This window comes from Alcaligenes ammonioxydans, from assembly GCF_019343455.1.
Lineage (GTDB): Bacteria > Pseudomonadota > Gammaproteobacteria > Burkholderiales > Burkholderiaceae_B > Alcaligenes > Alcaligenes ammonioxydans.
In genome coordinates this window covers 1902485-1925130 of sequence record NZ_CP049362.1, presented here as the reverse complement: position 1 = coordinate 1925130, position 22646 = coordinate 1902485, and the positions used below count along the sequence as shown (strand labels likewise).

Sequence of the window (22646 nt, the reverse complement as noted above, 5' to 3'; positions counted from 1 at the left end):
ACGACCGGTCTTTGGACTTAGCGGGCTTGAACGGTCACCGTGGCCGCCGCCTGACGCGCATTTTCACGAGCAGTTTCCAGGTCGTCATGTGCCGCCAGAGCGACACCCATGCGTCGTTTCTCGAAGCTTTCGGGTTTGCCGAACAAGCGGATATCGGTTTGCGGAATGCGCAACGCCTGAGCTACGTTCAGGAAATCGACCTCTTTGGCGTCTACCCCTCCGTAAATCACTGCGCTGGCACCGGGCATACGCAAGGCGGTGTTGACAGGCAGGCCCAGAATGGCACGTGCGTGCAGCTCAAACTCCGACTGCCATTGAGTTGCCATGGTCACCATGCCGGTGTCGTGAGGACGCGGGCTGACTTCGCTGAACCAGACCTGATCGCCTTTGACGAAAAGCTCGACACCAAACAGACCTTGACCGCCCAGGTTCTGAGTGACCGCCTGGGCAATCTCGCGCGCGTTTTGCAACGCTTGGGGACTCATGGGCTGCGGCTGCCAGCTTTCCACGTAATCGCCATCCACTTGTTGGTGACCGATGGGATCGCAGAACTGGGTTTCAATCTGACCATCGGCGCCGACAGCGCGCACGGTCAGCAAGGTAATTTCGTAATCAAAATCGATGAAGCCCTCCACGATGACGCGGCACTGGCTGACGCGGCCACCAGCCATCGCGTAGTCCCAGGCTTGGGCAACGTCCTCGGGCCGCTGATTTTGCTTTGGCCTTTGCCTGAACTACTCATCAACGGTTTGACTACGCAGGGGTAGCCGATTTTGCTGTCAATGGCCGCTTGGAGTTCTTGCAGTGATTCACAGAACTGATAGGGGCTGGTGGGCACACCCAGAGTTTCCGCGGCAAGACGACGAATACCTTCGCGATCCATGGTGAGTCTGGCGGCACGAGCGGTAGGGATTACACGGACCAGACCTTGCGCTTCCAATTCTTCCAGCACGCCCGTGGCAATTGCCTCGATTTCCGGTACCACTAAGGTGGGCTTTTCTTTTTCGATCAGGGCGCGCAGTTGGTCGGGGTCACTCATGGTGATCGTGCGCGCGTGATGGGCGACCTGTTGCCCCGGCGCATTCTCGTAGCGGTCGACAGCGATGGTTTCCACCCCAAGACGTTGCAGCGCAATCAGCACCTCTTTGCCCAGCTCTCCCGAGCCCAGGAGCATGATTTTGTCCGACGATGACGATAAGGGGGTGCCCAACAGGCTCATGGTGCATGCTCCGCAGAAAATGAGAAAGTCAAAAGCGCTATTGTAATGCAGGCCGTGCCTGCTTTTTAAAAGGGGGGACGGCTTTGTCCGCCCTGCCGGCACACACACCGGCAAGGCGGACTTTGTTGACCGAGACCGCAGGATGCGCGGCCTCTATTCCACCATTAACTGAGCCATCATGCCCAGGTCCTCATGCTCCAGGATGTGGCAGTGGAACATTCGCAGGCCCGGTAGTTCCTGTCGGAATGCCAGACGCACGGTTTCTCTGGGACGCAGATTGACAGTATCTTTCCAGGCGCGGAACGCCTCTGGAACCGACTGCATCCCGGTTTGTCGGGCGAGGACCTGAAACTGGGTCCCATGCAGATGGAAGGGATGGTCCATGTGTGAGTCGTTGATCACGTCCCAGTATTGCCATTGCCCGGTCGGACAGCGCAGGTCTATGCGGTTCATGTCATAAACCTGATCGTTAATGCGGAACATGGAACGCAAAGCTGCCATTTCAGGCATCATGGCATTGCCGTCCATGGTGCTGGCGATATTCATTGCGCCCATGTTCTGATGGTGCTGGTTCGATGTCGCCCCTGAGCCGTGTTCTGACGACATGGGCATGTCATGATCCATGGGCATCAATTCGCTAAAGACCACTTTCGTGGTGTTGGAGGCACCGGGCACAAGGGGAATGGCCCGTAACTGCTGTGGAAGGACGAGTTCCTCCTGGCGTATTGTCAGGTGTGCGAGGGTCAATGTTGTGGGCTGCTCCTGGACCATCATTTTTTGTCTGTCGTAGTACAGGGCTTGCAGGGTGCTCTCCAGATTTCGATCAGTCTGAATGAAAAACTCGACCCGTTCGGCTGGTGCCAGGAGAATGGAGTCGACCGCCTCCAAGGGCTGCTCCAGCAGGCCGCCGTCCGTGCCCACCTGAATCAGGCGAGCGCCGGGAATATGCAAGTTCAAATAACGGGCTGAGCAGGTATTCCATACGCGGATGCGCTCTCGGGAGCGGGTTTGTATCACTGGCTGGCGCTGGCCATTCAGTAAGACAAACTGCCCCTCCCTACCGTTCATCCAGTCCAGGCCCGTATTGGGCGGAATATGGCCCGTGTTGTCCAGTCGTATGTCGCTGATAGCCCAATGTTGCTCCGCGAAATCTCTGAGTGGGTCAGCGTGTGAGCGTACGATAATGGTTCCGCCCAGTCCGTGTGCGACCTGCTCTCCGCTTTTGCCATGTGGGTGTGGGTGGTACCAATAGGTTCCGGCACTTCCCTCTGGCAAGGTAAAACGGTAGTGACGCCGTTGTCCGGGTAAAACGGTGTCTTGAGGATTGCCGTCCTGATCAGAGGGAACTGGCAAGCCATGCCAATGCAGGGTGGTTGCCTGATCCAAACGGTTTTCAAATTCAATTTCTACTTGATCGCCCTCATACAGTTCAATCAAGGGCCCTGGCATTTGCCCGTTATACAGCCAAAGTTCTGTGTTTTGGCCATCCGCCAATACTCGTCGATGAGCGGCGGCGGTAATGTTGGCCTGAAACAGACCAGGTTTATCGCTGCGGTTTTGAAGCACAGGCAAGGCCTGCAGGGCCTGGCCGGCTGGCATTTTCTCTACAGGCATCAAGCCCGTACGGGTGGTCACGCCCTGTTCGGCCATCCCGTGTGACATGGGGTTGTGATGCCCCATCCTGCTTTGTGCCCAGCTCCGTAACGGCAAGCTGCCCAACAGGCTTGCGGTCACGCTCAGTTTAAAAAAATCGCGTCTTTTCATGGGTTTGCCCCAGTAGATCATCACTGTTCATGGGCCGTCCGCCTTTCCCTAGCAAAGAGCATGGAGGTGCGGATCGGCAATGGAATGGAGGAGATCAGGACGCGCGTGGAGGCGGTTGTGCGGGGCCAAACAGCCGCGAGAGATAGTGTTGATGCAAAGGTGCTGGCGGAAAAGCTGCCTGTGCTACAGTCGCGGCCGGCAAGCTCACCTGACTAGCCAGACAGGCACAGCAGCTTATTTTGAGTGGGGTGTTGCAATGATGGGGGGCACGATGAGGTGATTGGCCCAAAACGGAGGATTGCGCGTGAGCAACAGGATGCCCTGCATCGTGAATCCTTGCTGCCTGTGCGTCTCGGCCAATACTCAAACCCCTACCCAACAGCAGCACCAGCAGGCCGGTCAATAAGAGCCAGCCGACGGTTTTGCGAGGAGAAATGGGCGTGTGCAACATGCGATAAAGCTTAGCATGGGCCTTGCGGCTCTCGTTGCTCTTAAAACAGTCCGTTACACCGCGTGCTGCTGCGATCGAAGACTGGTCGCCCGGCGGATTGATCCAGATTCTACAGCGTTCAAGGGACTGCCATGATGGCAAGGCCCTGCCTCGGCTTGCTCAGGTGTTACAGCGCCATCCGATCTGTTTTCTAGCGTTCATTGCGTAAGGAGCCAGGACTATTTATTTTTCAGAATCACTCTTGATCAGGCGCCGCTTCAAGCGCAGCGATCTGACGGGTTGTGACTGTGCCTGTTTCAGTTCCTGGCTGAGCAACTGGGCTTTCTTGCGTAACTCGTCATTTTCGCGCTCTAGCAAGGCGGTACGAGTGCGCAGTATCTGCACCTGTCCTTGTATTTCTTTGGCCAGACTATGGCTGATATCCAGAGCAGCTTGCAGGGCACGGCGTTCGCCCTGCTCCTGTCCCAATTCCTGACGCAGCTTTTGCAGGAGGTCTTGTTGCTGGTTCAGTTCTTGCTCGTGAGCCTGACGCAAGGCTTTATTCGTTTGCTCGGCCTCTTCGATGTGCTGACGCAATCGTGTCTGAATCGAGCGTTCCTTGTCGATCTCCAACAAGGCTCGGCGTTCGTTAGCCTGGGCCCGCTCCTCGGTCAATTCAATGGCTTTTTGCAGTCGTTCCAGGTCCAGGGTGAACTGTTCGCTTTGACGACGAAGCTCTTGCTGCAGGCCTTGTTTCTCGATTTCCAGCTCATTTTGACGCTGGTTTGCATGCAGCAAGTCTTGTTTCAAAGCCGCCTGTTCCTGCCCTGCTCTTTGCAAATTGTCGTGATACTGCGCTATCTGTGCCTGGGCGCGTTTCAGATCGCCCTGCCCTGCCTCCAGTTCGCTTTGCGCTTGCCGAGTCTGTGCCTGGGCCTGGGCAACCCGCTCGTCAGCCTGGATTTGATAATGCTCCATCTGCTGTTTTGAGTGGCTCAAGGCCTCTTGCCAGATACGAGCCAACAGCTCCCCCGTCAGCGCTTGCAACTCTTCCGGCATATCGGCCACGTCCAGGCGAACCCGGCTTTTGTCGCGCAACTCCTCCCAGAACGTCTGTAGCGCCTGAGCGGGTGCGCTCATGCTGCCCTTGCGGACCAGCTGATACAGCTTGTTGGCGGTGGGTGTGACGCCATAGCGAAAAAAAAGCAATGCCGCCACTTCTTTGTACAAGGTCTGCGTATGGCTGAAGCGATCCCGTAATTCAGCGACGTCAGCCAGAATTTGCGACTCATTAGGCTGCTTAGGCTCCATTTTCATACTCTCATCAATTATTTGGTTAATAATACAACGTAATATATAAAATTATCAAGTAAATTGATTTATAAATTTGACATTATCTCTATAATGTCAAATTATTAAGTGTCTTAGGCCCTTGACGGCTGCGATACGGCCTTGGGCCGTTTCCACCTCCCTTTTTTCTCCTTCTTTCCCTGTTTGCATGGAAATAATCCCCTCCTCGTCGTCCACCGAATTGGGTTCGGACGATATTGCGCAACTACTGGCTCGGTTTGACGGGCGGCAAGGTGTTAACCGCTCTACGAGTGGACGGGCCCAGATTGAAGCTCAAACCGATATCGAAGCGCTACGAGCCTGGCTGGCGCGCTATATCGATAGCCCACACACCTACGCGAACTACCGTAAAGAGGCCGAACGTCTTTTGTTATGGGCGGTACTTGAGCGTCGCAAGGATTTGTCCTCTCTGAGTCTGGAAGACATTCTGGCCTATCGCCTGTTTCTGGCAGATCCGCAGCCCGCTCATCGCTGGGTGGCGCAAGGTCGCGCGCGCCCTGCCCGTCATCATGCAGCCTGGCGCCCCTTCGCAGGCCCCTTGTCTGAAAGCAGTCGCAATCAGGCTTTGTTGATTCTGAACTCCTTGTTCAGTTGGCTGGTCCAGGCTGGTTATCTGGCGGGAAATCCCCTGGCTCTGTCTCATCAAGGCCGACGTCAGAAGAAAGCGTCTGCGCCACAGCAACGCTATTTGAGTCGGCAGCAGTGGCGTTGGGTACAGGACTATATTCAATCCTTGCCCGAGGACACCCCCAGCGAACATCGCCATAAAGCCCGCGTGCGCTGGCTTTTTTCCATTTTGTATGGCGGCGCCTTGCGTATTTCTGAATTGATCCAGGCCCGTATGGCTGATGTTCAACAGCGGCCAGATGCCCCGTCATCCGCGCAGTGGTGGCTGCAGATTCATGGCAAGGGAGACAAGTGGCGGCGCGTGCCCTTGACGCAAGAGCTGTATGAAGAGTTGATGCGTTATCGACAAGCGCATGATTTGCAGGGGCCTCCCCAGGCCTTGGAGCCATATCCTTTGCTGATGTCATCGGGGGCGAGTGATAAACACTTGAGCCGTGCGATGGCGCATGTGTTGGTCAAACAGGTTTTTCAAGGCAGTGCCGATCGTTTACGGAGTTTGTACCCCGATCAGGAGTCCCAGGCCCGTGTGCTTGAGCAGGCTTCGGCACACTGGTTGCGCCACTCGGCGGGCTCTCATTTGGCGGATCAGGGGGTGGATTTACGGATCATCCGTGACACCCTGGGCCACGAATCCATCGCCACCACCAATATCTATCTACATGCGGATGACGATCAACGCCACCGCGCGCTAGAGCAATCACATCGTCTGGGCTGGGACTGAAGGCTTGGCCCAGAGCGGGAGCGATGGCTGCGCTTATGTCGGTCCTTGCGCTTGCTTCTGTGTCGATGCTGGATAAGCACTATCGTGTTTGCCTGCTGCCGGGCGGCGTTCAATGTGCTACTGTTAAGCGGGTTTGAATGCGCCGGGCGCCTGAACAAAAGGCGTCCGGCTTTTCTTTATGGAGTGCGTAATGACTTACACCGTGTATCTGTCCGGCGAAATTCACACCGACTGGCGCGAGCAGATTGCTCAAGGAGCCAACGCCGCTGGACTGGATATCCTCTTTACCAGCCCTGTCACGGACCACGATGCCAGCGATGCGGCGGGCGATCACTTGGGCCCTGCCAGCGAAGGGTTCTGGCGTGACCACAAATCCTCCAAGATTAATGCCATCCGTACCCGAGCCTTGATTGAACAGGCGGATTTGGTGGTGGTGCGCTTTGGGGATAAATACAAACAGTGGAATGCCGCTTTTGATGCTGGATTCTGTGCCGCCTTGGGCAAGCCCTATGTCACCTTGCATGCCGAAGATATCATTCACCCCTTGAAAGAGGTGGATGCCAGTGCACAAGCCTGGGCAAGTACTCCTGAGCAAGTGGTCGAAATTTTGCGCTACACGCTGAAGGCCTGATGCTCGGTCCGCTCATTGTGTGTCATCGACAGCACCACTGAGTCATCGTCCTGCCGCCCATCTCGGGCGGCATTTTTTCGGGTTTGCAGGCAGTAAAACCCGCTGCTCTACTGACAACGGGTTCATGAGCCTCAGGGGCGCTGAGGCCTGAACGGTTATTCCTGCAGCTTCACCCGGCGTAAACGCAGGGCATTGCTGATCACAAAAACACTGGACAGGGCCATGGCCCCCGCAGCGAACATCGGTGAGAGCAAGGTGCCATTTACGGGGTACAGAACGCCGGCGGCGACTGGAATCAGGGCGACATTGTAGGCAAATGCCCAGAACAGGTTCTGACGAATATTACGCATGGTGGCGTGAGACAGGGAGATGGCGGTGACCACGCCCTGCATATCGCCCGACATCAAGACCACATCCGCCGCTTCAATGGCGATATCGGTGCCGGTGCCAATGGCAATTCCCACGTCGGCTGCGGCCAAGGCAGGAGCATCGTTAATGCCATCGCCCACATAGGCCAGGTGCTGATGAGCTTGACGCAAGGTCTGAACCGCCTGCACTTTACCGTCTGGCATCACTTCGGCGACCACCTCGTCAATGTTCAGACGACGGGCGATCGCATGGGCCGTGTGGCGGTTGTCGCCGGTAATCATGACCACCTTGATGCCGCGGGCATGTAACTGTTCAATCGCGCGTGGTGTGGTCTCCTTGATCGGATCTGCCACAGCCAGTAACGCGATCACCTGCTTGTTGCGGGCCGCGTACATGGGTGTCTTACCTTCTTGGGCCAGGATCTGAGCCTGTTCGCTGAAGTCGGACACGTCAGCACCCAGCTGCGTCATCAAGCGGTCGGCGCCGACGTGCCATTGATCAGTACCAATCTGAGCTCTCACCCCTAGACCGGTCAGGGATTCAAATTGTTCGGCTGCAGGAAGGCTCAGTTGTCTGCTTCGGGCGGCGCTGACAATAGCCTGGGCAATTGGGTGTTCAGAGTAATTCTCAAGGGCCGCAATGGCTGCCAGAGCCTGAGCCTCATCCTCTCCAGAGACGCAAATAAAATTGCTCAGCTCAGGCGCGCCTTTGGTCAGCGTGCCGGTTTTATCTACGGCGACCACTTTCACATCACGCAAGGCTTGCAGCGAGTCCCCTTTACGAAAGAGCACGCCGGCTTGCGCAGCACGTCCTGTTCCCACCATGATTGAGGTGGGCGTTGCCAGGCCCATCGCGCAAGGACACGCGATAATCAACACAGCAACCGCGTTGACCAGCGCAAAGCTTAGGGCCGGCGACGGACCAATAATCAGCCAGACAATCGCCGTCAAGACTGCCAGCGCCATGACAGCAGGGACAAACCACAGGGTAATTTTATCGACCACTGCTTGAATAGGCAGTTTGGCGCCTTGAGCCTGTTCAACCATGGACACAATATTAGCGAGTACCGTGTCCTGGCCTACGGCGGTCGCCTTAAATTCCAGCGAGCCCTTTTGGTTGACGGTTCCCCCGATGAGCGCGTCGCCTTGAGACTTGGATACGGCTATGGGCTCTCCTGTCACCATGGATTCATCCACATAGCTTTGGCCAGTGACTACGTCACCATCGACGGGAATGCGCTCGCCGGGTCTGACCAGCACAATATCGCCTGTGAGCAGATCGGCCAGCGGCAACTCCAGTTCTTGGCCCTGGCGACGGACTCGGGCTGTTGGCGGCTGCAGGCTTAACAAGCGTTGAATGGCTTCGGAAGTGCGACCCTTGGCGCGCGCTTCCATCATGCGGCCTAACAGGATCAAGGCCACAATGACGGCGGCAGCTTCAAAGTACACATAGACTGATTCGGCAGGCAGCCAGTGTGGTGCGAAGGTGGCCACCAGCGAGAATGTGTACGCGGCCAAGGTACCAACCGCCACCAGCGAATTCATATCCGGGCTGCCTCGCAGCAAAACAGGAATGCCTTTGGTATAAAACTCACGACCGGGAAACAGTAAAACCAGCGTGGTGAGGACAAACTGGATCAGCCAGCTGTTTTGTGTTCCGATCGTGCCTGCAACCCAATGATGAAAGGCGGGCACCATATGTCCGCCCATCTCTAAAATAAAGACCGGCAAGGCCAGCACCGTGGCCAGCCAGAAGCGCTTGCGCAAGGTCTCGTAGCTTTGCTCGGCACGCTCAAACTGATCGTTGCTGGCAGCAGCCTGAGCCAGACGAGCGGGATAGCCGGCTTTGCCCAGCGCCTGAATCAGCTCGGCAGGCTTGACGCCCTGGACGAGCTGCACATGGGCTTTGCCCGTGGCCAGATTGACCGAGGCTTTGTGAACGCCAGGCACTTTCAACAGAGCTTTTTCCACCCGGCCTACGCAGGAGGCGCAGCTCATGTCCTGGACGTCCAGAACCATCTCCTGGAGAGTCACTTGATAGCCACCCTTTTCCACTGCCTGCATAATAGCGTCGGTGGGGGCAGAGCCCTGAAACTGGATGGTGGCTTTGTTGGTGGCCAGGTTCACTTGAACCGACTGCACGCCAGGGACCTTGCCAATTATTTTTTCCACTCGGCTCACGCAGGAAGCGCAAGTCATGCCTTCAACATCCAATGTCAGATGCGAGTCCTTATTTGAAGCGCTTGTTGTCATCGAAATCACCCTTCAATGAATCATGAATGAAGTCACTTTAGGGCTTGACCCGATGGTAAGGTCAACTCGTTACGAAAAAAACGCCTCCGTGGAGGCGTTTTAAGGGGGAAGTCAGGACTGCTCAGTGCTGAGCACACTCAATAAGCGACGAAGCTGCCGTTATTGTTGTTCCAGTCTTTTGCTTCGGCGCTAACCTGATCACGGCTCAGCTGCGAGCGGGTGTCAATACGGGGATAGTCGACCATGGAACCTGTGCTGATAAAGCCTTGTTCCTGGGCTGCTGCCAATTCCTGCACGACTTGCTGTCGGCTCAATGGGGCATCGTTCGACTGAATCGTGGGGTAATTCAGGTTCTCGCCGGTGGCGTCGTTATTGATGGCTGCCATGGCGGTGCTGCTCAATGCAGTGGCGCCCAGAATCAGGCTGGCAACGGTGGCACGTGTGATGTTTTTCATTATTTACTCCAAGTCTATGGTGTGTTTTTCGGTCGTTCGCCTTGTCTTCAATGCGAGTCGTTAGATGGAGTATGAGCCTTTCTAAACCTAGTAAAAACCCTTAATATTGCAAACGTATTTCCATTCATGGAACAATTCAAATGAGTACCATTATCGCTGGTCCCTTATTAAACGACATCGCGATTTTCGTGGAAGTGGCCCGTGCCCGCCACTTTAGCCGCGCTGCCCTGGCCCTGGGCATGCCTGTCTCCACCGTGTCACGTCGTATTCGTGAATTGGAAAAAGAAGTGGGTGTGGCCTTGCTCAAACGCAGCACCCGCAATGTAGATGTCACCGAGGCTGGGCAAGTGTATTTCGAGCGTTGTCTGGCGATCGTCGAGCAAGCCCGTCTGGCTCATGAGCAATTGCTGGACGTGTCGCAAACACCTAAAGGACGCTTGCGAGTTTCCATGCCGGCCAGTTTCAGCATTGTGCTGATGCCGGCCATTATTCGTGGCTTTAATCAGCAGTATCCTGATATCGAACTGGAGTTTGATCTGACCATCCGGCCCATTGACTTGCAATCGGATAATTACGATTGCGTCATTCGGGTGGGTGCCCAGCCCGACTCCAGTGCCGTGGCCACATTGCTCGGGCAAATTCGTCTGGGTCTGTACGCCACCCGCAACTATCTGGACCGCAAGGGTCGCCCCAAGCATCCCTCGGAATTGACAGGGCACACCTGCATCTGTGCGCGTCCTTCCGGTCCAGATCGGCTCTGGTCCTTGCGAGGTCCCAATCAGGAACGGTACGACGCCATCGTGGACGGCTCGATTACCGTCAATAACGCGATCATGATGCGCAAGCTGGCGGTGCATGATTTGGGAATTACCGCCTCTTCTTTGCTGGAGCGCCGTCTTGACCCCGATTGTGCCCAGCTCGAGCGTGTCTTGCCCGATTGGGAGTTTGCCCCCTTCCCTGTTCTGGCCCTGTTGCCGTCGCGTCTGATGCCTCAGAAAACCCGGGTGTTTCTGAATTATTTGCGCAGTGAGCTGGACAGATTGATGTCTCACGCGGAGCTGGATGTGGCGGCCGCCGGGCAGGCGTATCCATAAAAAATAAGGGCTATAGCCTGGAATCGGTGTTGGCCATGGTCTAACTATGCTATTTATAGGCCTCTGGTCCATGAGGACTGCGGTGATGACAGGGGGACGCATGAGAGGAACATTGCAAAGCTTGCTGACCGGGCTGGCGATGAGCCTGATCTTGGGCAGTGGCAGTGTCGGGGCACAAACCGTTTTGCTGGAAGCCGTAGAGCAAGGTGACAGCGCCAAAGTGCGCGAAATTCTATCGGACAAGCGGGCGCGGACGACGGTGAACATTGCCGACGATCAGGGGCAGAGCCCTTTGCTGCGCGCTACATGGTTAAACCATATCGATATTGCCCGACAACTGATTCGTGCGGGGGCCGATGTGAATCAGGCCGACGCTATCCATGACAGCCCCTATCTGCTTGCTGGTGCACAAGGCCGGCTGGAGATTTTGCGTATGACCCTGGAAAACGGGGCGGATTTGCGCAGTGTGAATCGTTATGGGGGGACGGCGCTGATTCCGGCGGCTGAGCATGGGTATGTAGAGGTCGTTCGTCTTTTGCTCAAGGCTGGTGTGGACCCGAATCATGTCAATTATTTGGGCTGGACAGCTTTGCATGAAGCCATTGTGCTCTCTGACGGAGGGCCGGCGCATCAAGAGGTATTGCGACTGTTGATCCAGGCCGGGGCCGATGTGAATCTGCCCGATCGTCAGGGCGTGCGTCCCCTGAGTCTGGCGCGTCAGCGCAGCCAGACCGAAATGGCCGAAATCTTGGAGCAGGCCGGCGCCAGACCCTAAGTTCGGCATAGTTGCCGCTTATTTTTCTTCCAATCACAACACGCATTTTATGTCTTCTTTTCAGACCGCCCCGTCCGCCACGTCGACGGGCGCACAGGCCAGCCCCGGTTTGTGGCTGGCTTTCGTCATTTTGGTGGGCCTGAACCTGCGCCCGTTTTTTACTTCCAGTGGCACCCTGGCCCGTCAGGTAGCCCAAGGATTGGACATGCCCTTGAGCAGTCTGGCATGGCTGACCTTATTGCCTATGATGGTGATGGGCCTGGGCGCGTTTTGCATGCCCTCGCTGCGGCGGGTTCTGGCCCTGCGCCATGTCCTGATCACCTCTTTGTGGTTGCTGTGCCTGGGCTGCGCGTTGCGCTGGTTTGTGCCCAATGGTGCCAGCCTGATCGCAACGGCACTGCTTTGTGGTTTGGGTGTGTCTTTGCTGCAGGCGGGGATGCCCGGTCTGATCAAGGAGCAGTTCCCGCGTCATATTGCGCAGGTAACGGGGGTGTATTCAGCGACCCTGATGGGTGGCGGTGCGCTGGGCGCGCAGATTACCCCTTGGGTAAGTTCCCTGACCGATAGCTGGCGTATTGCCCTGGCCTTTTGGGCCCTGCCCATCAGTGTCGCTTTGTGGATTGCCTGGAAAGTCGTGCCCCGGCAGGCTCCTGGCGCGCAGCTGTCTCCCCCCTCCTTGTCCTTGCTGGCCCGACCCCGCACCTGGACGCTGATCGTGTGCTTTGGTCTGATTAATGGCGGCTATGCCTCCTTGGTGACCTGGCTGGCCACCTTTTATCAAGATCGGGGCTGGACGGCAGAGAGCAGCGGTAGCTTGGTGGCGGTGCTCTCGGTTGCACAGGCCTTTGCCGCCTTTGGCCTGCCTACGCTGGCCGCCAGGAACAAGGATCGGCGCCGGTGGGTATGGCTGGCGCTGGCTTGCCAGGTGGCCGGCTTTCTGGCTTTTGCCTTTGTTCCTGATCTGGCACCGTATACCTGGGCGATTGTGATCGGTATTGGTTTAGGGGGCTGCTTTTCCCTGCTGCTGCTGGTGGCTCTGGATCATTTTCCCGACGCTGCCCGTGCCGGTACCTTAAGCGCGTTAATGCAAGGTGGGGGTTTCCCGATCGCCGCTCTGTTTCCTATGATCAGCGTGCAGCTGCGCGAGTTGAGCAATGGCTTTCAGACCGGTTGGATACTGCATGCCGCCATGGCTTTGTTGGTGGCGGTAATGGCCTGGCGTTTTCAGCCGGCTCACTATGCCGAGAAGATGAAGCAACAGGGGCATCAGTCCTGACTCTGACATAGCGATCAGCCGGGCCACGCAGCCTAAAACATACGGCCCTTCACAGACGGCCGTATCTGGGCGCAGTGGCCTTGATTCCTGCTATTGGGGGGCACCCGCCATGATCCAGTCGACAACGGTTTGGATGTCCTTATCCGAGATGACCGGGTTGGCCGGCATGGGCAAGGGGCCGTACACCCCTTTGCTGCCTTGCCGTATATGTTGGACAAGTATTTCAGCGTTGGCCGGATCGTCTTTACGCTTGGCTGCAATATCCCGGTAGGCCGGTCCCACCACCTTTCGCTCGACGGTATGACAGGACAGACAGGCGTTTCTTGTCAGTATGTCTTTGACTGCCTCCAAACCAGCATCAGCCGCCGAGGCGTTGAACGCGGTACTTAGTAAAGCCGTACAGACCAGCCACTGCTTGAAGGACATAAGAGGTTCTCCTGAGTAAAACGAAGTTGGAAAGGAAGGGGGCATGATGCCTCTACGCTTTTTTCCGTGTATAAGACGCACAGGGTGGCATTCATAGGGTGATCATACGGTTATGATAGAACCGTCTTTTACAAATAGCGGTTGCGCTTGATGCGAATCAAGCGAGCCAGTCCGCTTATTCTGTAATGTCCTAGTAGAAGTTATTGCTTCATATTTAAACAGTTCACACACCACAAGAGGTCTTCATGCTTAATGTTCTCGTTCCTGTCGATGGATCTGATGCTTCCACGCGCGCTCTGAAAACAGCGGTTGACATACTAACGGGCAAGCCGGAAGCCACTTTGCACGTGCTGGCCGTTCCTACCCCTATCGTTTCTGGCAACGTCAAACGATTTTTTTCGGAAGACGTGTTGCAAGCCTACTACCAGGATGAAGGAAGCAATGCCTTGCTGCCCGCTCGTGCCGTGCTCGCCAATTCGCCCTTGAATGTTAAGGAAAGTATTATTGCCGGCAACGCCGCCCAGACCATCAAAGAGTATGTGGACAATAACAATATTGACCATATCGTCATGGGTACCCGTGGCTTGAGCGCCCTGCCCGGCCTGGTATTGGGTTCGGTCACGACCAAGGTGTTGAGCCTGGTGAAAGTGCCGGTGACCTTGATCAAATAAGTTGAACTGAGCGTTTGCTTTGTGAAGGCCGTCCTTGAGACGGCCTTTCTATTGGGCGCCGCCTGGGCTGGCGTTTTTTGAACGGATGTAGGCCATCGACAATATGCGGCGTGCCTCTGTCGCCAACAGGGCGGCCCCTTTACTGAGCTCCGGGCACGGATCAGCGGAACCGTGTCGTGCCTGGTTCACGGCTTGGCTTGAATCCGCAGGAGCTGGCCGTTCTGGTCATCGGTCAGCACGTAGACTGCACCGTCTGGTCCGATCCGAACATCCCGGATGCGCTGCTGCAGATCTTCAAGCAGTCGTTCTTCACCGACAAGGTTGCCGTCTTCCTCGTCAAACTGCAGGCGAATCAGCGCCTGCTCTTTCAGGGCCCCCACAAACAGGCTGTATTGCCAGCCCGGGACCTCTTGCCTGTCATAAAAAGCAATGACGCTGATGGCCGGTGAAACAGACCAATAGTGCAACGGTTCGGTAAAGCCTTCAAGTGGGGTCGCGCTGGCGCCTGGAACAGGCTTTCCGTCGTAGCCCAGGCCTTCGGTACGCAAGGGCCAGCCATAATTTGCCCCGGCCTGAATGACGTTTAGTTCATCCCCGCCTTGCGGACCATGTTCGGCCACCCACAATTCATTCGTCCAGGGGTTCCAGGCCAGGCCTTGGGGGTTGCGGTGTCCATAACTCCAGATTTCCCCTCTGGCGCCGCGCTGACTACGAAAAGGATTGTCCCTTGGCACCATGCCATCAGGGCGGATGCGAACAACCTTGCCCTGCAAATGATCCAGTTGCTGGGCGGTGGGAGGCTGATTGTTCTCACCCAAAGCGATATACAAGTCCCGACCACCCGGATCGAAAGCCATGCGCACACCGTAGTGTTGCCCGGTCGACAGGGCGGGCTCTTGACGGAATATGGGACGAAAGGCGTCCAGCCGTGTCAGGTCGGAAGACAGGACCCCAAAACCCACGGTGGTGGCTGAGTGCTGTTTGTCGCGACGCTCGGCGTACGCCAGATAAACACGACGGCTACGAAAAAAATCTGGTGCCAGGGCGACATCCAGCAGCCCCCCCTGCCCTTGGGCGTGGACTTTAGGCACGCCGCTGATAGGGGCGGACAGGCCGTTCTCCTTGGTCCAGACGCGCAGTGTACCGGGACGCTCCGTAATCAGAATGCCTGCGTCATTTGGCAAAAAAGCCATGCCCCAGGGGTGTTCCAGTCCGCTGACCACTGTCTCTACCGAGACCGCTGGCCCTTCGATTGCCGGAACGGGGTCAGATTGTGCGCGGCCCGCTAGGGGGGCCAGGGCTGCTAGCAGTCCCAGTGTGGTGGCGACTATTGCCAAAGACAAGCTGAAATTCTTCGTTATACGCATAAGGCAGTGAAAGGCAGACAGGTGGGATCAACACTCCCCTAGTCTTTCATAGGGACAAAAACCGCTTTGTTACATATTCGTCCCCTGACGGGGACGAATATGCTCAAGCCCAAGCCAGGCAGGTGCTTAGCCTGGGTGGGTCATGTCCAGCGGCACAATCCACTGGTCGTACTGCTCCTGGGTCAGGTAGCCCGATTTCAGGGCGGATTCGCGCAGTGTCAGCCCTTCTTTGTGGGCCGTTTTTGCAATCGCAGCGGCTTTGTCGTAGCCGATATGGCGGTTCAAGGCCGTCACGAGCATCAGATTCTGATCCAGATTGTGCTGGATTTTCTCCATGACCGGCTCCAGACCCTGAGCGCAATGCTCGTCAAAGGCCAGGCATGCATCGCTGATCAGAGCAATGCTTTCCAGCACATTGTGAACCATCACCGGCTTGTAGACGTTCAATTGGAAGTTGCCCTGACTGCCCGCAAAACCCACAGCCGCGTCGTTACCGTAGACCTGAACGGCCACCATGGTCAGTGCTTCGCACTGAGTGGGGTTGACCTTGCCGGGCATGATGGAGGAGCCGGGCTCGTTCTCGGGGATTTGCAGCTCGCCAATTCCGCAACGAGGGCCACTGGCCAGCCAGCGCACGTCATTGGCCATTTTCATCAAGGCGCCGGCCAGGGTGCGCAGGGACGCCGACAGGTTCACCAGCGCGTCGTGGGCCGACAGAGCAAAAAACTTGTTTTCGGCAGCCTGGAATGGCAGACCGGTGATTCTGGCAATATGGGCTGCGGTGCGTTCGCCAAACTGAGGATGAGCGTTCAGGCCAGTTCCCACGGCGGTGCCACCAATAGCCAGCTGGTAAATACCGTCCAGGGCCTTATCCACCGTTTGCAGGCCAAAATCGATCTGCGCAACCCATGCCCCAATTTCCTGGCCGAGCGTAATGGGTGTGGCATCCTGCAAGTGGGTGCGACCGGTTTTTACAATAGTATTGAACTGCCTGGCCTTGGCCGCCAGCGTGTCGCGCAACTGGCCCACGTCTTTGCGCAAACGGCGCTGACATTCCAGACCCACGGCGATGTACATGGCCGTGGGGAAGGTATCGTTGGAGGATTGGCCGCGGTTCACGTGGTCATTGGGGTGGACGGGTTTTTTGCTGCCCTTCTGGCCACCGGCCAGCTCAATGGCGCGGTTGGAGATGACCTCGTTGACGTTCATATTGCTTTGGGTGCCCGAGCCGGTCTGGAACACCACCAGCGGGAACTCAGAGTCCCATTTGCCTGCGATGACTTCATCGGCCGCCTGCACGATCAGGCGGGCCAGATCCTCGGGAAGCTCGCCCAGCTCCTGATTGGCCAGCGCTGTCGATTTCTTCAGGATGCCCAGCGACTCGATCATGCTGCGACCCCACTGGAAGCGGTCACGGCCAATCGGAAAGTTCTGGATGGAGCGCTGTGTCTGCGCGCCCCAATAGTGTTCGGCCGGAACCTCAATGGTCCCCATGGAATCCTGTTCAATACGTGTCGTACTCATCATGGCTCCTGAAAAAATTAGGATGACAGCTTAGTGTGAAAAAGGGGTGTTCACGGCTGGCGCAAAAAGCGCGCAGCCCACACACAGGCAATATCGACCATGCGGTTGGAGAATCCCCATTCGTTGTCAAACCAGACCAGCATATTGACCAGCCCGTCCCCATTGGTTCGGGTTTGCGAGCCGTCCACCACACCAGAGTGCGGGTTGTGATTGAAGTCGATCGAAGCATGGGCCTGATCGGAGTAGTCCAAAATACCCGGTAAGCGTTGCGCCGCCTGCTGAAACAGGCAGTTGATTTCGTCCCGACTGGTGTCGCGCTCCAGGTTGACCATCAGATCAATCGCAGACACGTTCAGAATTGGCACGCGAATGGACTTGGCCTGTACCTTGCCCTTGAGCTGTGGCAAGAGACGCTCCACCCCAGTTGCCAGGCCCGTAGAGACCGGAATCATGGACTGCAGAGCCGAGCGGGTACGGGCCAGATCGCTGCTGTGGTAGCCATCAATCATGGGCTGATCGTTCATCACCGAATGCAGCGTACTTAAAAAAGCGTGACGAATGCCGAACGTTTTATCCAGCTCGGCCAAGACCGGAATGATGGCATTGGTGGTGCATGAAGCGTTGGAGACAATACGCTCATCGCCCTGCAACTGCTCATGGTTAATGCCCAGCACAGCGGTGAAATCGACGTCATGAGCGCTGTTGCCCGGATTGGAGAGCAGCACACGCGGGCATCCAGCATCCAGAAACTGCTGCAGCCCCGCACGGCTGCCAAAAGCGCCACTGCATTCGATCAGCATATCCAGCTCCAGGGCGGCCCAATCAATCGCTTTGGGGTCGGTTTCGTGCTGCACTCGTATGGCGGTGCCGGCCACAATCAGCTCGTGCTCATTGTGCTCTACCGGCGCCGGAAAGACGCCGTGGGTCGAGTCAAAACGGGTCAGGTAGGCCATGGTGGCAATCGTAGCTGGCTCGTTGATGACGACGACTTCAAATTCCTGGCGTCGTGGAGATTCGTAAATGGCACGCAGCAGGCAACGGCCGATGCGGCCATAGCCATTGATCGCGATGCGGATGGGACGAGGTAGCGGCATGATCGGAGAAACTCAGAAAGTAATGGAAAATCCGCCGTCTACAACCACAATATGGCCATTGACATAGGAGGCAGCCGGTGAGGCCAGAAACACAGCGGCAGCGCGGATTTCATCCGGCCTGGCCCACCGCCCCAGGGGGTTGCGGCCAACTACCAGCGGGCCTTTGACCGGGTCCTGGGCCAGAGCCGCATTGCTCTCGGTGGCAAAGGTGCCGGGGGCGATGCCGTTGCTGGTAATGCCCTGCCCGCCAAATTCTACCGCCAGCGCTCGCACCATCCCTGCCAGTCCCTGCTTGGCAACGGGGTAAATGGCGTCGCCTGGTCGAGCCAGGGGGCCAGCGATGGAGGTCAAGGTAACAATACGACCTTGTCGGGCTTGGGCTTGCAGCATGGCCTGGGCGGCGTACTTTGATAGTTTCAGCGTCGCCAGCAGGTCTACCTGCAGCAAATGCTCAATATCGTCCCAGGCCGCCTCCTGCAAGCTGCTGCGCAATCGCACGCCGACATTGTTCACCAGAATATCGGGCGTGCCGACGCGCTGACATAGGGCCTGGTAAGAGTCAGGCAAGGCGTCCAGATCGGCCAGATCCTGTTCCCAGGTATCGACCTGGGCACCGGCGGTTTTCAATTCCTCGGCAATCGGCAGGAGCTTGCTGGCGTGACGGCCATGCAGAATCACATGGGCGCCGTGAGCGGCGTAGGCACGGGCGATGTCCAGGCCCAGGCCGGCGGACGAGCCGGTAACCAGAGCGCAGCGACCGGCTAGGGAAAAATTGGCTTGATAGGAGCGTAAATCAATCATTATTTACAGCGTATGGCGTGCTTGGCCACGATGGAAAGCCGCAATGTTGTCGATCAGCTGGTTTGCCAAAGCCTGCATGGCTTCCTGACTGGCCCAGCCTATGTGCGGGGTCAAAATGTAATTGGGTAAGTCTAACAAGCGCATCAGGGTATGGTCAGCGGGTGGCGGCTCGGGCGTGCAAACATCAATCCCTGCGCCTCCCAGCCAGCCTTGTCGCAAGGCGTGTTCCAGCGCCTGATTGTCAATCAGCCCGCCACGGGCAGTATTGATCAGTAAGGGACGGCGGGGGGCCATGCGTTCGAATTCGGCCATACCCAGCATGTTCTGCGTGTCAGCGGTCAAGGGGCAATGCAACGAGAGAATGTCGGCTTGTTCTAGCACTTGCTCAAAGGGCAAGCGGTCATCGGCATTGCTGACGATGGTCTGACCACGGCGCTGCGCAAAGATGACTTTCATCCCCAATGCTCGGCCCATGGTGGCGACGGCCTGACCCAGAGAGCCTGAGCCAATCACACCCAGGGTGGAGCCGGCCAGATCGCGGATGGGATAGTCGAAATAACAAAACTGCTGGGCTTCTTGCCAGCGTCCTTCCTTGACGGACTGGCGGTAGGCGCAGATATTACGACGCAAGGCAAAGATCAGTGCAAAAACGTGTTCTGGGACACTGCGTACGGCATAGTCGCGGATATTGCTGACCACAATCTGACGTTCGTGGGCGGCATCAAGGTCAATGTTGTCGCTACCCGTGGCGGCCAGTGCGATCATTTTCAAGTGGGGCGCGGCCTGCATATGCTCGCGTCGCAGCGCCACTTTATTGCTGATGACAATGTCGGCATCAGCAATACGTTCGGCCACTTGATCGGGAGCCGTACGTCCGTACACTTGCAGTTCATGCTTAAAGGGAACCTGCGGCAGCTTGACGCTGTCAGACAGTGTTTCCCTATCCAGAAAAACGATACGAGTCAAAGAAGTCATGCCTGTCCTTGTCCTGAGCGGTAGCGGTACGTTGCGGCCCTATTATCAGCGGGTTCTTGCCTTTGCTTGGGATCATCATCCGATATAGTAATGGGATTGATGCAGGCTTGTCCCTGGTCTCCTTCCATAACCCTGTTTTATAGGTTCGTGCTTATGCTCTTGTCCCTCTTGCTTTCTTTGGGCGCGCATGCCCTGGTACCGGAGAACGTCGCCAGCGTCACTCCTCCCCTGTACGACATTCGGGATTTTTTTCAGAACCCCAAACGCAGCGGTTTCCGGATTTCTGATCAAGGGCGCATGATCGGCTTTATGGAGCCGGTCAAGATCGACGGACATCCCGCTCGTCAGAATATTTTTGTGCAAGAGCTGGAAGGCAGTGAACCGGTCGGCGAGCCTCGTCGCGTGACCGCCGAGCATCAACGCGATATTGCCGAGTACTTCTGGAAAGGCGACGAGACCGTAATTTACGCCAAGGATGTCAATGGCGACGAGAACTATCACGTTCTGGCCGTCAATGTGAATACGGGCAAGATCACGGACTTGACGCCTTTGAAAGGGGTGCGAGCGGGCGTGCAAGATGATTTGCCCGATGATCCGGACCATATTCTGGTCTCGCACAATGGTCGCAACCCGGAAGTCTTTGATGTCTACAAGGTCAACGTGCTGACCGGTGAAAGCACGCTGGCGGCCGAGAATCCGGGAGATGTGCTGGGCTGGAGCACGGACCATCAGGGCCGCGTACGCCTGGCCATGGCCATTTCCGGTGTGGATTCCGAACTGCGTTATCGTGACAGCGAATCCGAGCCTTTCCGCAGCATTTTGCAAACAGATTTCCGCACCGAAGTCAGCCCCCTCTTTTTTCACGCCGATAACCAGCGCTTTTATGCCCTGAGCAATCGTGGGCGTGACACCTTGGCATTGGTCTTGATTGACCCTGCCAGACCCGACGTGGAAGAGAATGTTTATGAGCTGCCCGATTACGACCTGATGGGGGCCGGGTATTCACGCCTGCGTCAGGTGCTGACGTCGGTGGATTACTATACCGACAAGCCCGGTCAGCATTTCTTTGATGAGCAAAGCGAGAAAATTCACGCCGCGATCGCCCGTCAATTGCCGGGCTATGAAATCAGCGTGCAGTCCATGACACGCGACGAGAAGAAAATGATTGTGGCCAGCTACAGCGACCGCAACCCTGGCTCGCGCTATTTGTACGATGTGGACAGCAACAGCCTGCACAAGCTGGCCGTCATCAATAGTGCTTTGCCGGAAAGTGATATGGCGGTGATGCGGCCCATCGAATTTACGGCCCGCGATGGCATGAAGATTCATGGCTACTTGAGCCTGCCTTTGGGTGTGCCCAGCCGCGACCTGCCGGTGGTCATCAATCCGCACGGGGGGCCTTGGACGCGGGACTATTGGGGCTTTAACCCCGAAGTCCAGTTCCTGGCCAACCGTGGCTACGCTGTTTTGCAGATCAACTTCCGTAGTTCGACCGGTTATGGTCGCAAGTTCTGGGAAGCGGGCTTCAAACAATGGGGGTTGAGCATGCAGGACGACATTAGCGATGGCGTTCAGTGGCTGATCGATCAAAAGATTGCTGACCCCAAACGCATTGCTATTTACGGTGCCAGCTACGGTGGTTACGCGACCTTGGCCGGTATTGTCAAAACCCCTGACTTGTACGCAGCGGCAGTGGACTATGTAGGCGTGTCCAATCTTCTGACCTTCATGAACACCATTCCGCCCTACTGGAAACCGATGCTGGTGAAGATGCATGCGATGGTGGGTGATCCCGTCAAAGACAAGGAGCTGCTGGAAGCCAATTCGCCTGTTTTGCATGCCGACAGGATCCGCACCCCGTTATTTATTGCCCAGGGCGCCCACGACCCACGGGTGAACAAGGCAGAAAGTGATCAAATGGTAGAGGCCTTGAAGGCTCGCGGCGTGGACGTGGAGTATATGGTCAAGGACAACGAAGGCCACGGCTTTCACAATGACGAGAACAAGTTCGAGTTTTACGAACGCATGGAGCGCTTCCTGGCCCGCCACCTTCAAGCTCGATAGTTTTGGAGTGGCGCGATGAGCTCGCGCCATTTGTTTACCGCACTTTTGGAAAGAGAACGTATGAAACTGTATTACATGACAGGCGCTTGTCCTTTGGTGACCCGCATCGCACTGGAGTGGATCGGCACACCGTTTGAAGCTCAGCGCGTCAGCCGCGACGAGCTGCAGCAAGAGGCATTCTTGAAGCTGAACCCTAACGGGGCCGTGCCGGTTCTGGTCGATGGTGATTTGGTCCTGACGCAAAGCATCGCTATTCTGGAGTACCTGAACGAAAAATTTCCTCAGGCCAATCTGCTGGGCAACACCATCGAACAACGCTTTGAGGCCCGCCGCTGGTTGGCGTTCCTGAATGCCGAAATCCACCGCAACGTAGGTGTCATGTTTGGTACGCATCGCTATGCAGATCAGGAATCGACACAGGCCGAAATCAAAGCCAAGACGGCTGTCCTGCTGACCAAGCAGCTTGGTGTGATCGACAAGCACCTGGAAGGCAAAGAAACCCTGTCGGGTTCCTTGTCTGTGGCTGATGCTTATTTGTACGTGGTGCTGCGCTGGGCGGGTCTGATGAAGCTGGACCTGTCAGGCATGAAGAACCTGAACGCTTTCTTTGCTCGCATGGAGCAGAACGAAGGTGTGAAGGCGGCGCTGCGTGGTGAAGGCTTGTTGAAGGATTAAGTTGTATAGCAGCTAGCGATTCAGGCGTTCAGGGGATACGGCCGTGCTTTACTCCCCTGACACTGTGGGCAGGAATGTCGACGGCT

18 protein-coding genes and 1 pseudogene are annotated in these 22646 nt (G+C 56.6%); 8 read left to right on the top strand and 11 right to left on the bottom strand.

Features of this window, described 5'->3' with window-relative positions; translation table 11 throughout:
• Nucleotides 1-17: 17 nt before the first annotated feature.
• The 3 genes and pseudogenes from purT to FE795_RS08825 all read right to left on the bottom strand — a co-directional run bounded on the left by purT (nt 18) and on the right by FE795_RS08825 (nt 4724).
• Nucleotides 18-1219, bottom strand: a pseudogene (gene purT / locus FE795_RS08835) (formate-dependent phosphoribosylglycinamide formyltransferase).
• Nucleotides 1220-1372: 153 nt separating this feature from the next.
• On the bottom strand, nt 1373-2983 hold the full coding sequence (locus FE795_RS08830) for a multicopper oxidase family protein (protein ID WP_219234806.1): 1611 nt from the start codon (nt 2981-2983) through the stop codon (nt 1373-1375).
• Between the two features lie 673 nt (nt 2984-3656).
• Nucleotides 3657-4724: a DNA-binding protein gene (locus tag FE795_RS08825; RefSeq protein WP_219234805.1), complete on the bottom strand. Its 1068-nt coding sequence runs from the start codon at nt 4722-4724 to the stop codon at nt 3657-3659.
• Nucleotides 4725-4911: 187 nt separating this feature from the next.
• Between FE795_RS08825 and FE795_RS08820 the strand changes: the two genes are divergently transcribed.
• A complete protein-coding gene (locus FE795_RS08820; protein WP_131071798.1) occupies nt 4912-6111 on the top strand; it encodes a tyrosine-type recombinase/integrase in 1200 nt (399 codons plus the stop codon).
• A 190-nt stretch (nt 6112-6301) separates the two neighbouring features.
• Nucleotides 6302-6742 carry a YtoQ family protein gene (locus FE795_RS08815; protein ID WP_003800002.1) on the top strand — a complete coding sequence of 147 codons (441 nt, stop codon included), beginning with the start codon at nt 6302-6304 and terminating at the stop codon, nt 6740-6742.
• 155 nt (nt 6743-6897) lie between these two features.
• Here the strand turns inward: FE795_RS08815 and FE795_RS08810 are convergent, their stop codons facing one another.
• Together FE795_RS08810 and FE795_RS08805 are read right to left on the bottom strand one after the other, a co-directional pair.
• The gene (locus tag FE795_RS08810; protein ID WP_131071797.1) at nt 6898-9363 is read right to left on the bottom strand and encodes a heavy metal translocating P-type ATPase; all 2466 of its coding nucleotides are present in this window, start codon (nt 9361-9363) and stop codon (nt 6898-6900) included.
• 137 nt (nt 9364-9500) lie between these two features.
• Nucleotides 9501-9818, bottom strand: a complete 318-nt coding sequence (locus FE795_RS08805; RefSeq protein WP_003800006.1) for a DUF4148 domain-containing protein — start codon at nt 9816-9818, stop codon at nt 9501-9503.
• 140 nt (nt 9819-9958) lie between these two features.
• Between FE795_RS08805 and FE795_RS08800 the strand changes: the two genes are divergently transcribed.
• The 3 genes from FE795_RS08800 to FE795_RS08790 all read left to right on the top strand — a co-directional run bounded on the left by FE795_RS08800 (nt 9959) and on the right by FE795_RS08790 (nt 12963).
• A complete protein-coding gene (locus tag FE795_RS08800; protein ID WP_003800007.1) occupies nt 9959-10912 on the top strand; it encodes a LysR family transcriptional regulator in 954 nt (317 codons plus the stop codon).
• Between the two features lie 100 nt (nt 10913-11012).
• A complete protein-coding gene (locus FE795_RS08795) occupies nt 11013-11687 on the top strand; it encodes an ankyrin repeat domain-containing protein (RefSeq protein ID WP_051010394.1) in 675 nt (224 codons plus the stop codon).
• Between the two features lie 49 nt (nt 11688-11736).
• Complete coding sequence (locus FE795_RS08790) at nt 11737-12963, top strand: cyanate transporter (protein ID WP_003800012.1); 1227 nt, start codon at nt 11737-11739, stop codon at nt 12961-12963.
• Nucleotides 12964-13053: 90 nt separating this feature from the next.
• Here FE795_RS08790 and FE795_RS08785 read toward each other — a convergent pair whose 3' ends face one another.
• The gene (locus tag FE795_RS08785; protein ID WP_131071796.1) at nt 13054-13389 is read right to left on the bottom strand and encodes a c-type cytochrome; all 336 of its coding nucleotides are present in this window, start codon (nt 13387-13389) and stop codon (nt 13054-13056) included.
• Nucleotides 13390-13634: 245 nt separating this feature from the next.
• On the opposite strand from FE795_RS08785, the gene FE795_RS08780 reads away from it, so the two are divergent.
• Entirely contained in the window at nt 13635-14060 is a 426-nt protein-coding gene (locus FE795_RS08780) for a universal stress protein (RefSeq protein WP_003800016.1), read from the top strand.
• Between the two features lie 185 nt (nt 14061-14245).
• Here the strand turns inward: FE795_RS08780 and FE795_RS08775 are convergent, their stop codons facing one another.
• From FE795_RS08775 to FE795_RS08755, 5 genes are all read right to left on the bottom strand, one after another.
• Nucleotides 14246-15427, bottom strand: coding sequence for a PQQ-dependent sugar dehydrogenase (locus FE795_RS08775; RefSeq protein WP_219234804.1), 1182 nt, complete (start codon nt 15425-15427; stop codon nt 14246-14248).
• Between the two features lie 126 nt (nt 15428-15553).
• On the bottom strand, nt 15554-16951 hold the full coding sequence (gene fumC, locus FE795_RS08770) for a class II fumarate hydratase (protein WP_219236108.1): 1398 nt from the start codon (nt 16949-16951) through the stop codon (nt 15554-15556).
• A gap of 50 nt (nt 16952-17001) precedes the next feature.
• Complete coding sequence (locus FE795_RS08765; protein WP_131071793.1) at nt 17002-18045, bottom strand: type I glyceraldehyde-3-phosphate dehydrogenase; 1044 nt, start codon at nt 18043-18045, stop codon at nt 17002-17004.
• A gap of 12 nt (nt 18046-18057) precedes the next feature.
• The gene (locus FE795_RS08760; protein WP_131071792.1) at nt 18058-18846 is read right to left on the bottom strand and encodes an SDR family oxidoreductase; all 789 of its coding nucleotides are present in this window, start codon (nt 18844-18846) and stop codon (nt 18058-18060) included.
• 3 nt (nt 18847-18849) lie between these two features.
• Nucleotides 18850-19821 (bottom strand): D-2-hydroxyacid dehydrogenase, encoded by a 972-nt coding sequence (locus tag FE795_RS08755; protein WP_003800028.1) that lies wholly within the window; start codon nt 19819-19821, stop codon nt 18850-18852.
• A gap of 153 nt (nt 19822-19974) precedes the next feature.
• Here FE795_RS08755 and FE795_RS08750 point away from each other — a divergent pair, with 153 nt between their 5' ends.
• Together FE795_RS08750 and FE795_RS08745 are read left to right on the top strand one after the other, a co-directional pair.
• The gene (locus FE795_RS08750) at nt 19975-21885 is read left to right on the top strand and encodes an alpha/beta hydrolase family protein (RefSeq protein ID WP_131071791.1); all 1911 of its coding nucleotides are present in this window, start codon (nt 19975-19977) and stop codon (nt 21883-21885) included.
• Between the two features lie 60 nt (nt 21886-21945).
• A complete protein-coding gene (locus FE795_RS08745) occupies nt 21946-22560 on the top strand; it encodes a glutathione S-transferase family protein (protein WP_039942985.1) in 615 nt (204 codons plus the stop codon).
• The last annotated feature ends 86 nt before the right edge of the window (nt 22561-22646 follow it).

What these genes read in the sequence shown, in the direction of transcription:
- FE795_RS08810 (WP_131071797.1), bottom strand. Translation starts at nt 9,363, where the DNA reads ATGACAACAAGCGCTTCAAATAAGGACTCGCATCTGACATTGGATGTT.
- FE795_RS08790 (WP_003800012.1), top strand. Translation starts at nt 11,737, where the DNA reads ATGTCTTCTTTTCAGACCGCCCCGTCCGCCACGTCGACGGGCGCACAG.
- FE795_RS08785 (WP_131071796.1), bottom strand. Translation starts at nt 13,389, where the DNA reads ATGTCCTTCAAGCAGTGGCTGGTCTGTACGGCTTTACTAAGTACCGCG.
- FE795_RS08760 (WP_131071792.1), bottom strand. Translation starts at nt 18,846, where the DNA reads ATGATTGATTTACGCTCCTATCAAGCCAATTTTTCCCTAGCCGGTCGC.
- fumC (WP_219236108.1), bottom strand. Translation starts at nt 16,951, where the DNA reads ATGAGTACGACACGTATTGAACAGGATTCCATGGGGACCATTGAGGTT.
- FE795_RS08800 (WP_003800007.1), top strand. Translation starts at nt 9,959, where the DNA reads ATGAGTACCATTATCGCTGGTCCCTTATTAAACGACATCGCGATTTTC.
- FE795_RS08765 (WP_131071793.1), bottom strand. Translation starts at nt 18,045, where the DNA reads ATGCCGCTACCTCGTCCCATCCGCATCGCGATCAATGGCTATGGCCGC.
- FE795_RS08825 (WP_219234805.1), bottom strand. Translation starts at nt 4,724, where the DNA reads ATGGAGCCTAAGCAGCCTAATGAGTCGCAAATTCTGGCTGACGTCGCT.
- FE795_RS08755 (WP_003800028.1), bottom strand. Translation starts at nt 19,821, where the DNA reads ATGACTTCTTTGACTCGTATCGTTTTTCTGGATAGGGAAACACTGTCT.
- FE795_RS08780 (WP_003800016.1), top strand. Translation starts at nt 13,635, where the DNA reads ATGCTTAATGTTCTCGTTCCTGTCGATGGATCTGATGCTTCCACGCGC.
- FE795_RS08820 (WP_131071798.1), top strand. Translation starts at nt 4,912, where the DNA reads ATGGAAATAATCCCCTCCTCGTCGTCCACCGAATTGGGTTCGGACGAT.
- FE795_RS08830 (WP_219234806.1), bottom strand. Translation starts at nt 2,983, where the DNA reads ATGAAAAGACGCGATTTTTTTAAACTGAGCGTGACCGCAAGCCTGTTG.
- FE795_RS08795 (WP_051010394.1), top strand. Translation starts at nt 11,013, where the DNA reads ATGAGAGGAACATTGCAAAGCTTGCTGACCGGGCTGGCGATGAGCCTG.
- FE795_RS08815 (WP_003800002.1), top strand. Translation starts at nt 6,302, where the DNA reads ATGACTTACACCGTGTATCTGTCCGGCGAAATTCACACCGACTGGCGC.
- FE795_RS08805 (WP_003800006.1), bottom strand. Translation starts at nt 9,818, where the DNA reads ATGAAAAACATCACACGTGCCACCGTTGCCAGCCTGATTCTGGGCGCC.
- FE795_RS08775 (WP_219234804.1), bottom strand. Translation starts at nt 15,427, where the DNA reads ATGCGTATAACGAAGAATTTCAGCTTGTCTTTGGCAATAGTCGCCACC.
- FE795_RS08745 (WP_039942985.1), top strand. Translation starts at nt 21,946, where the DNA reads ATGAAACTGTATTACATGACAGGCGCTTGTCCTTTGGTGACCCGCATC.
- FE795_RS08750 (WP_131071791.1), top strand. Translation starts at nt 19,975, where the DNA reads ATGCTCTTGTCCCTCTTGCTTTCTTTGGGCGCGCATGCCCTGGTACCG.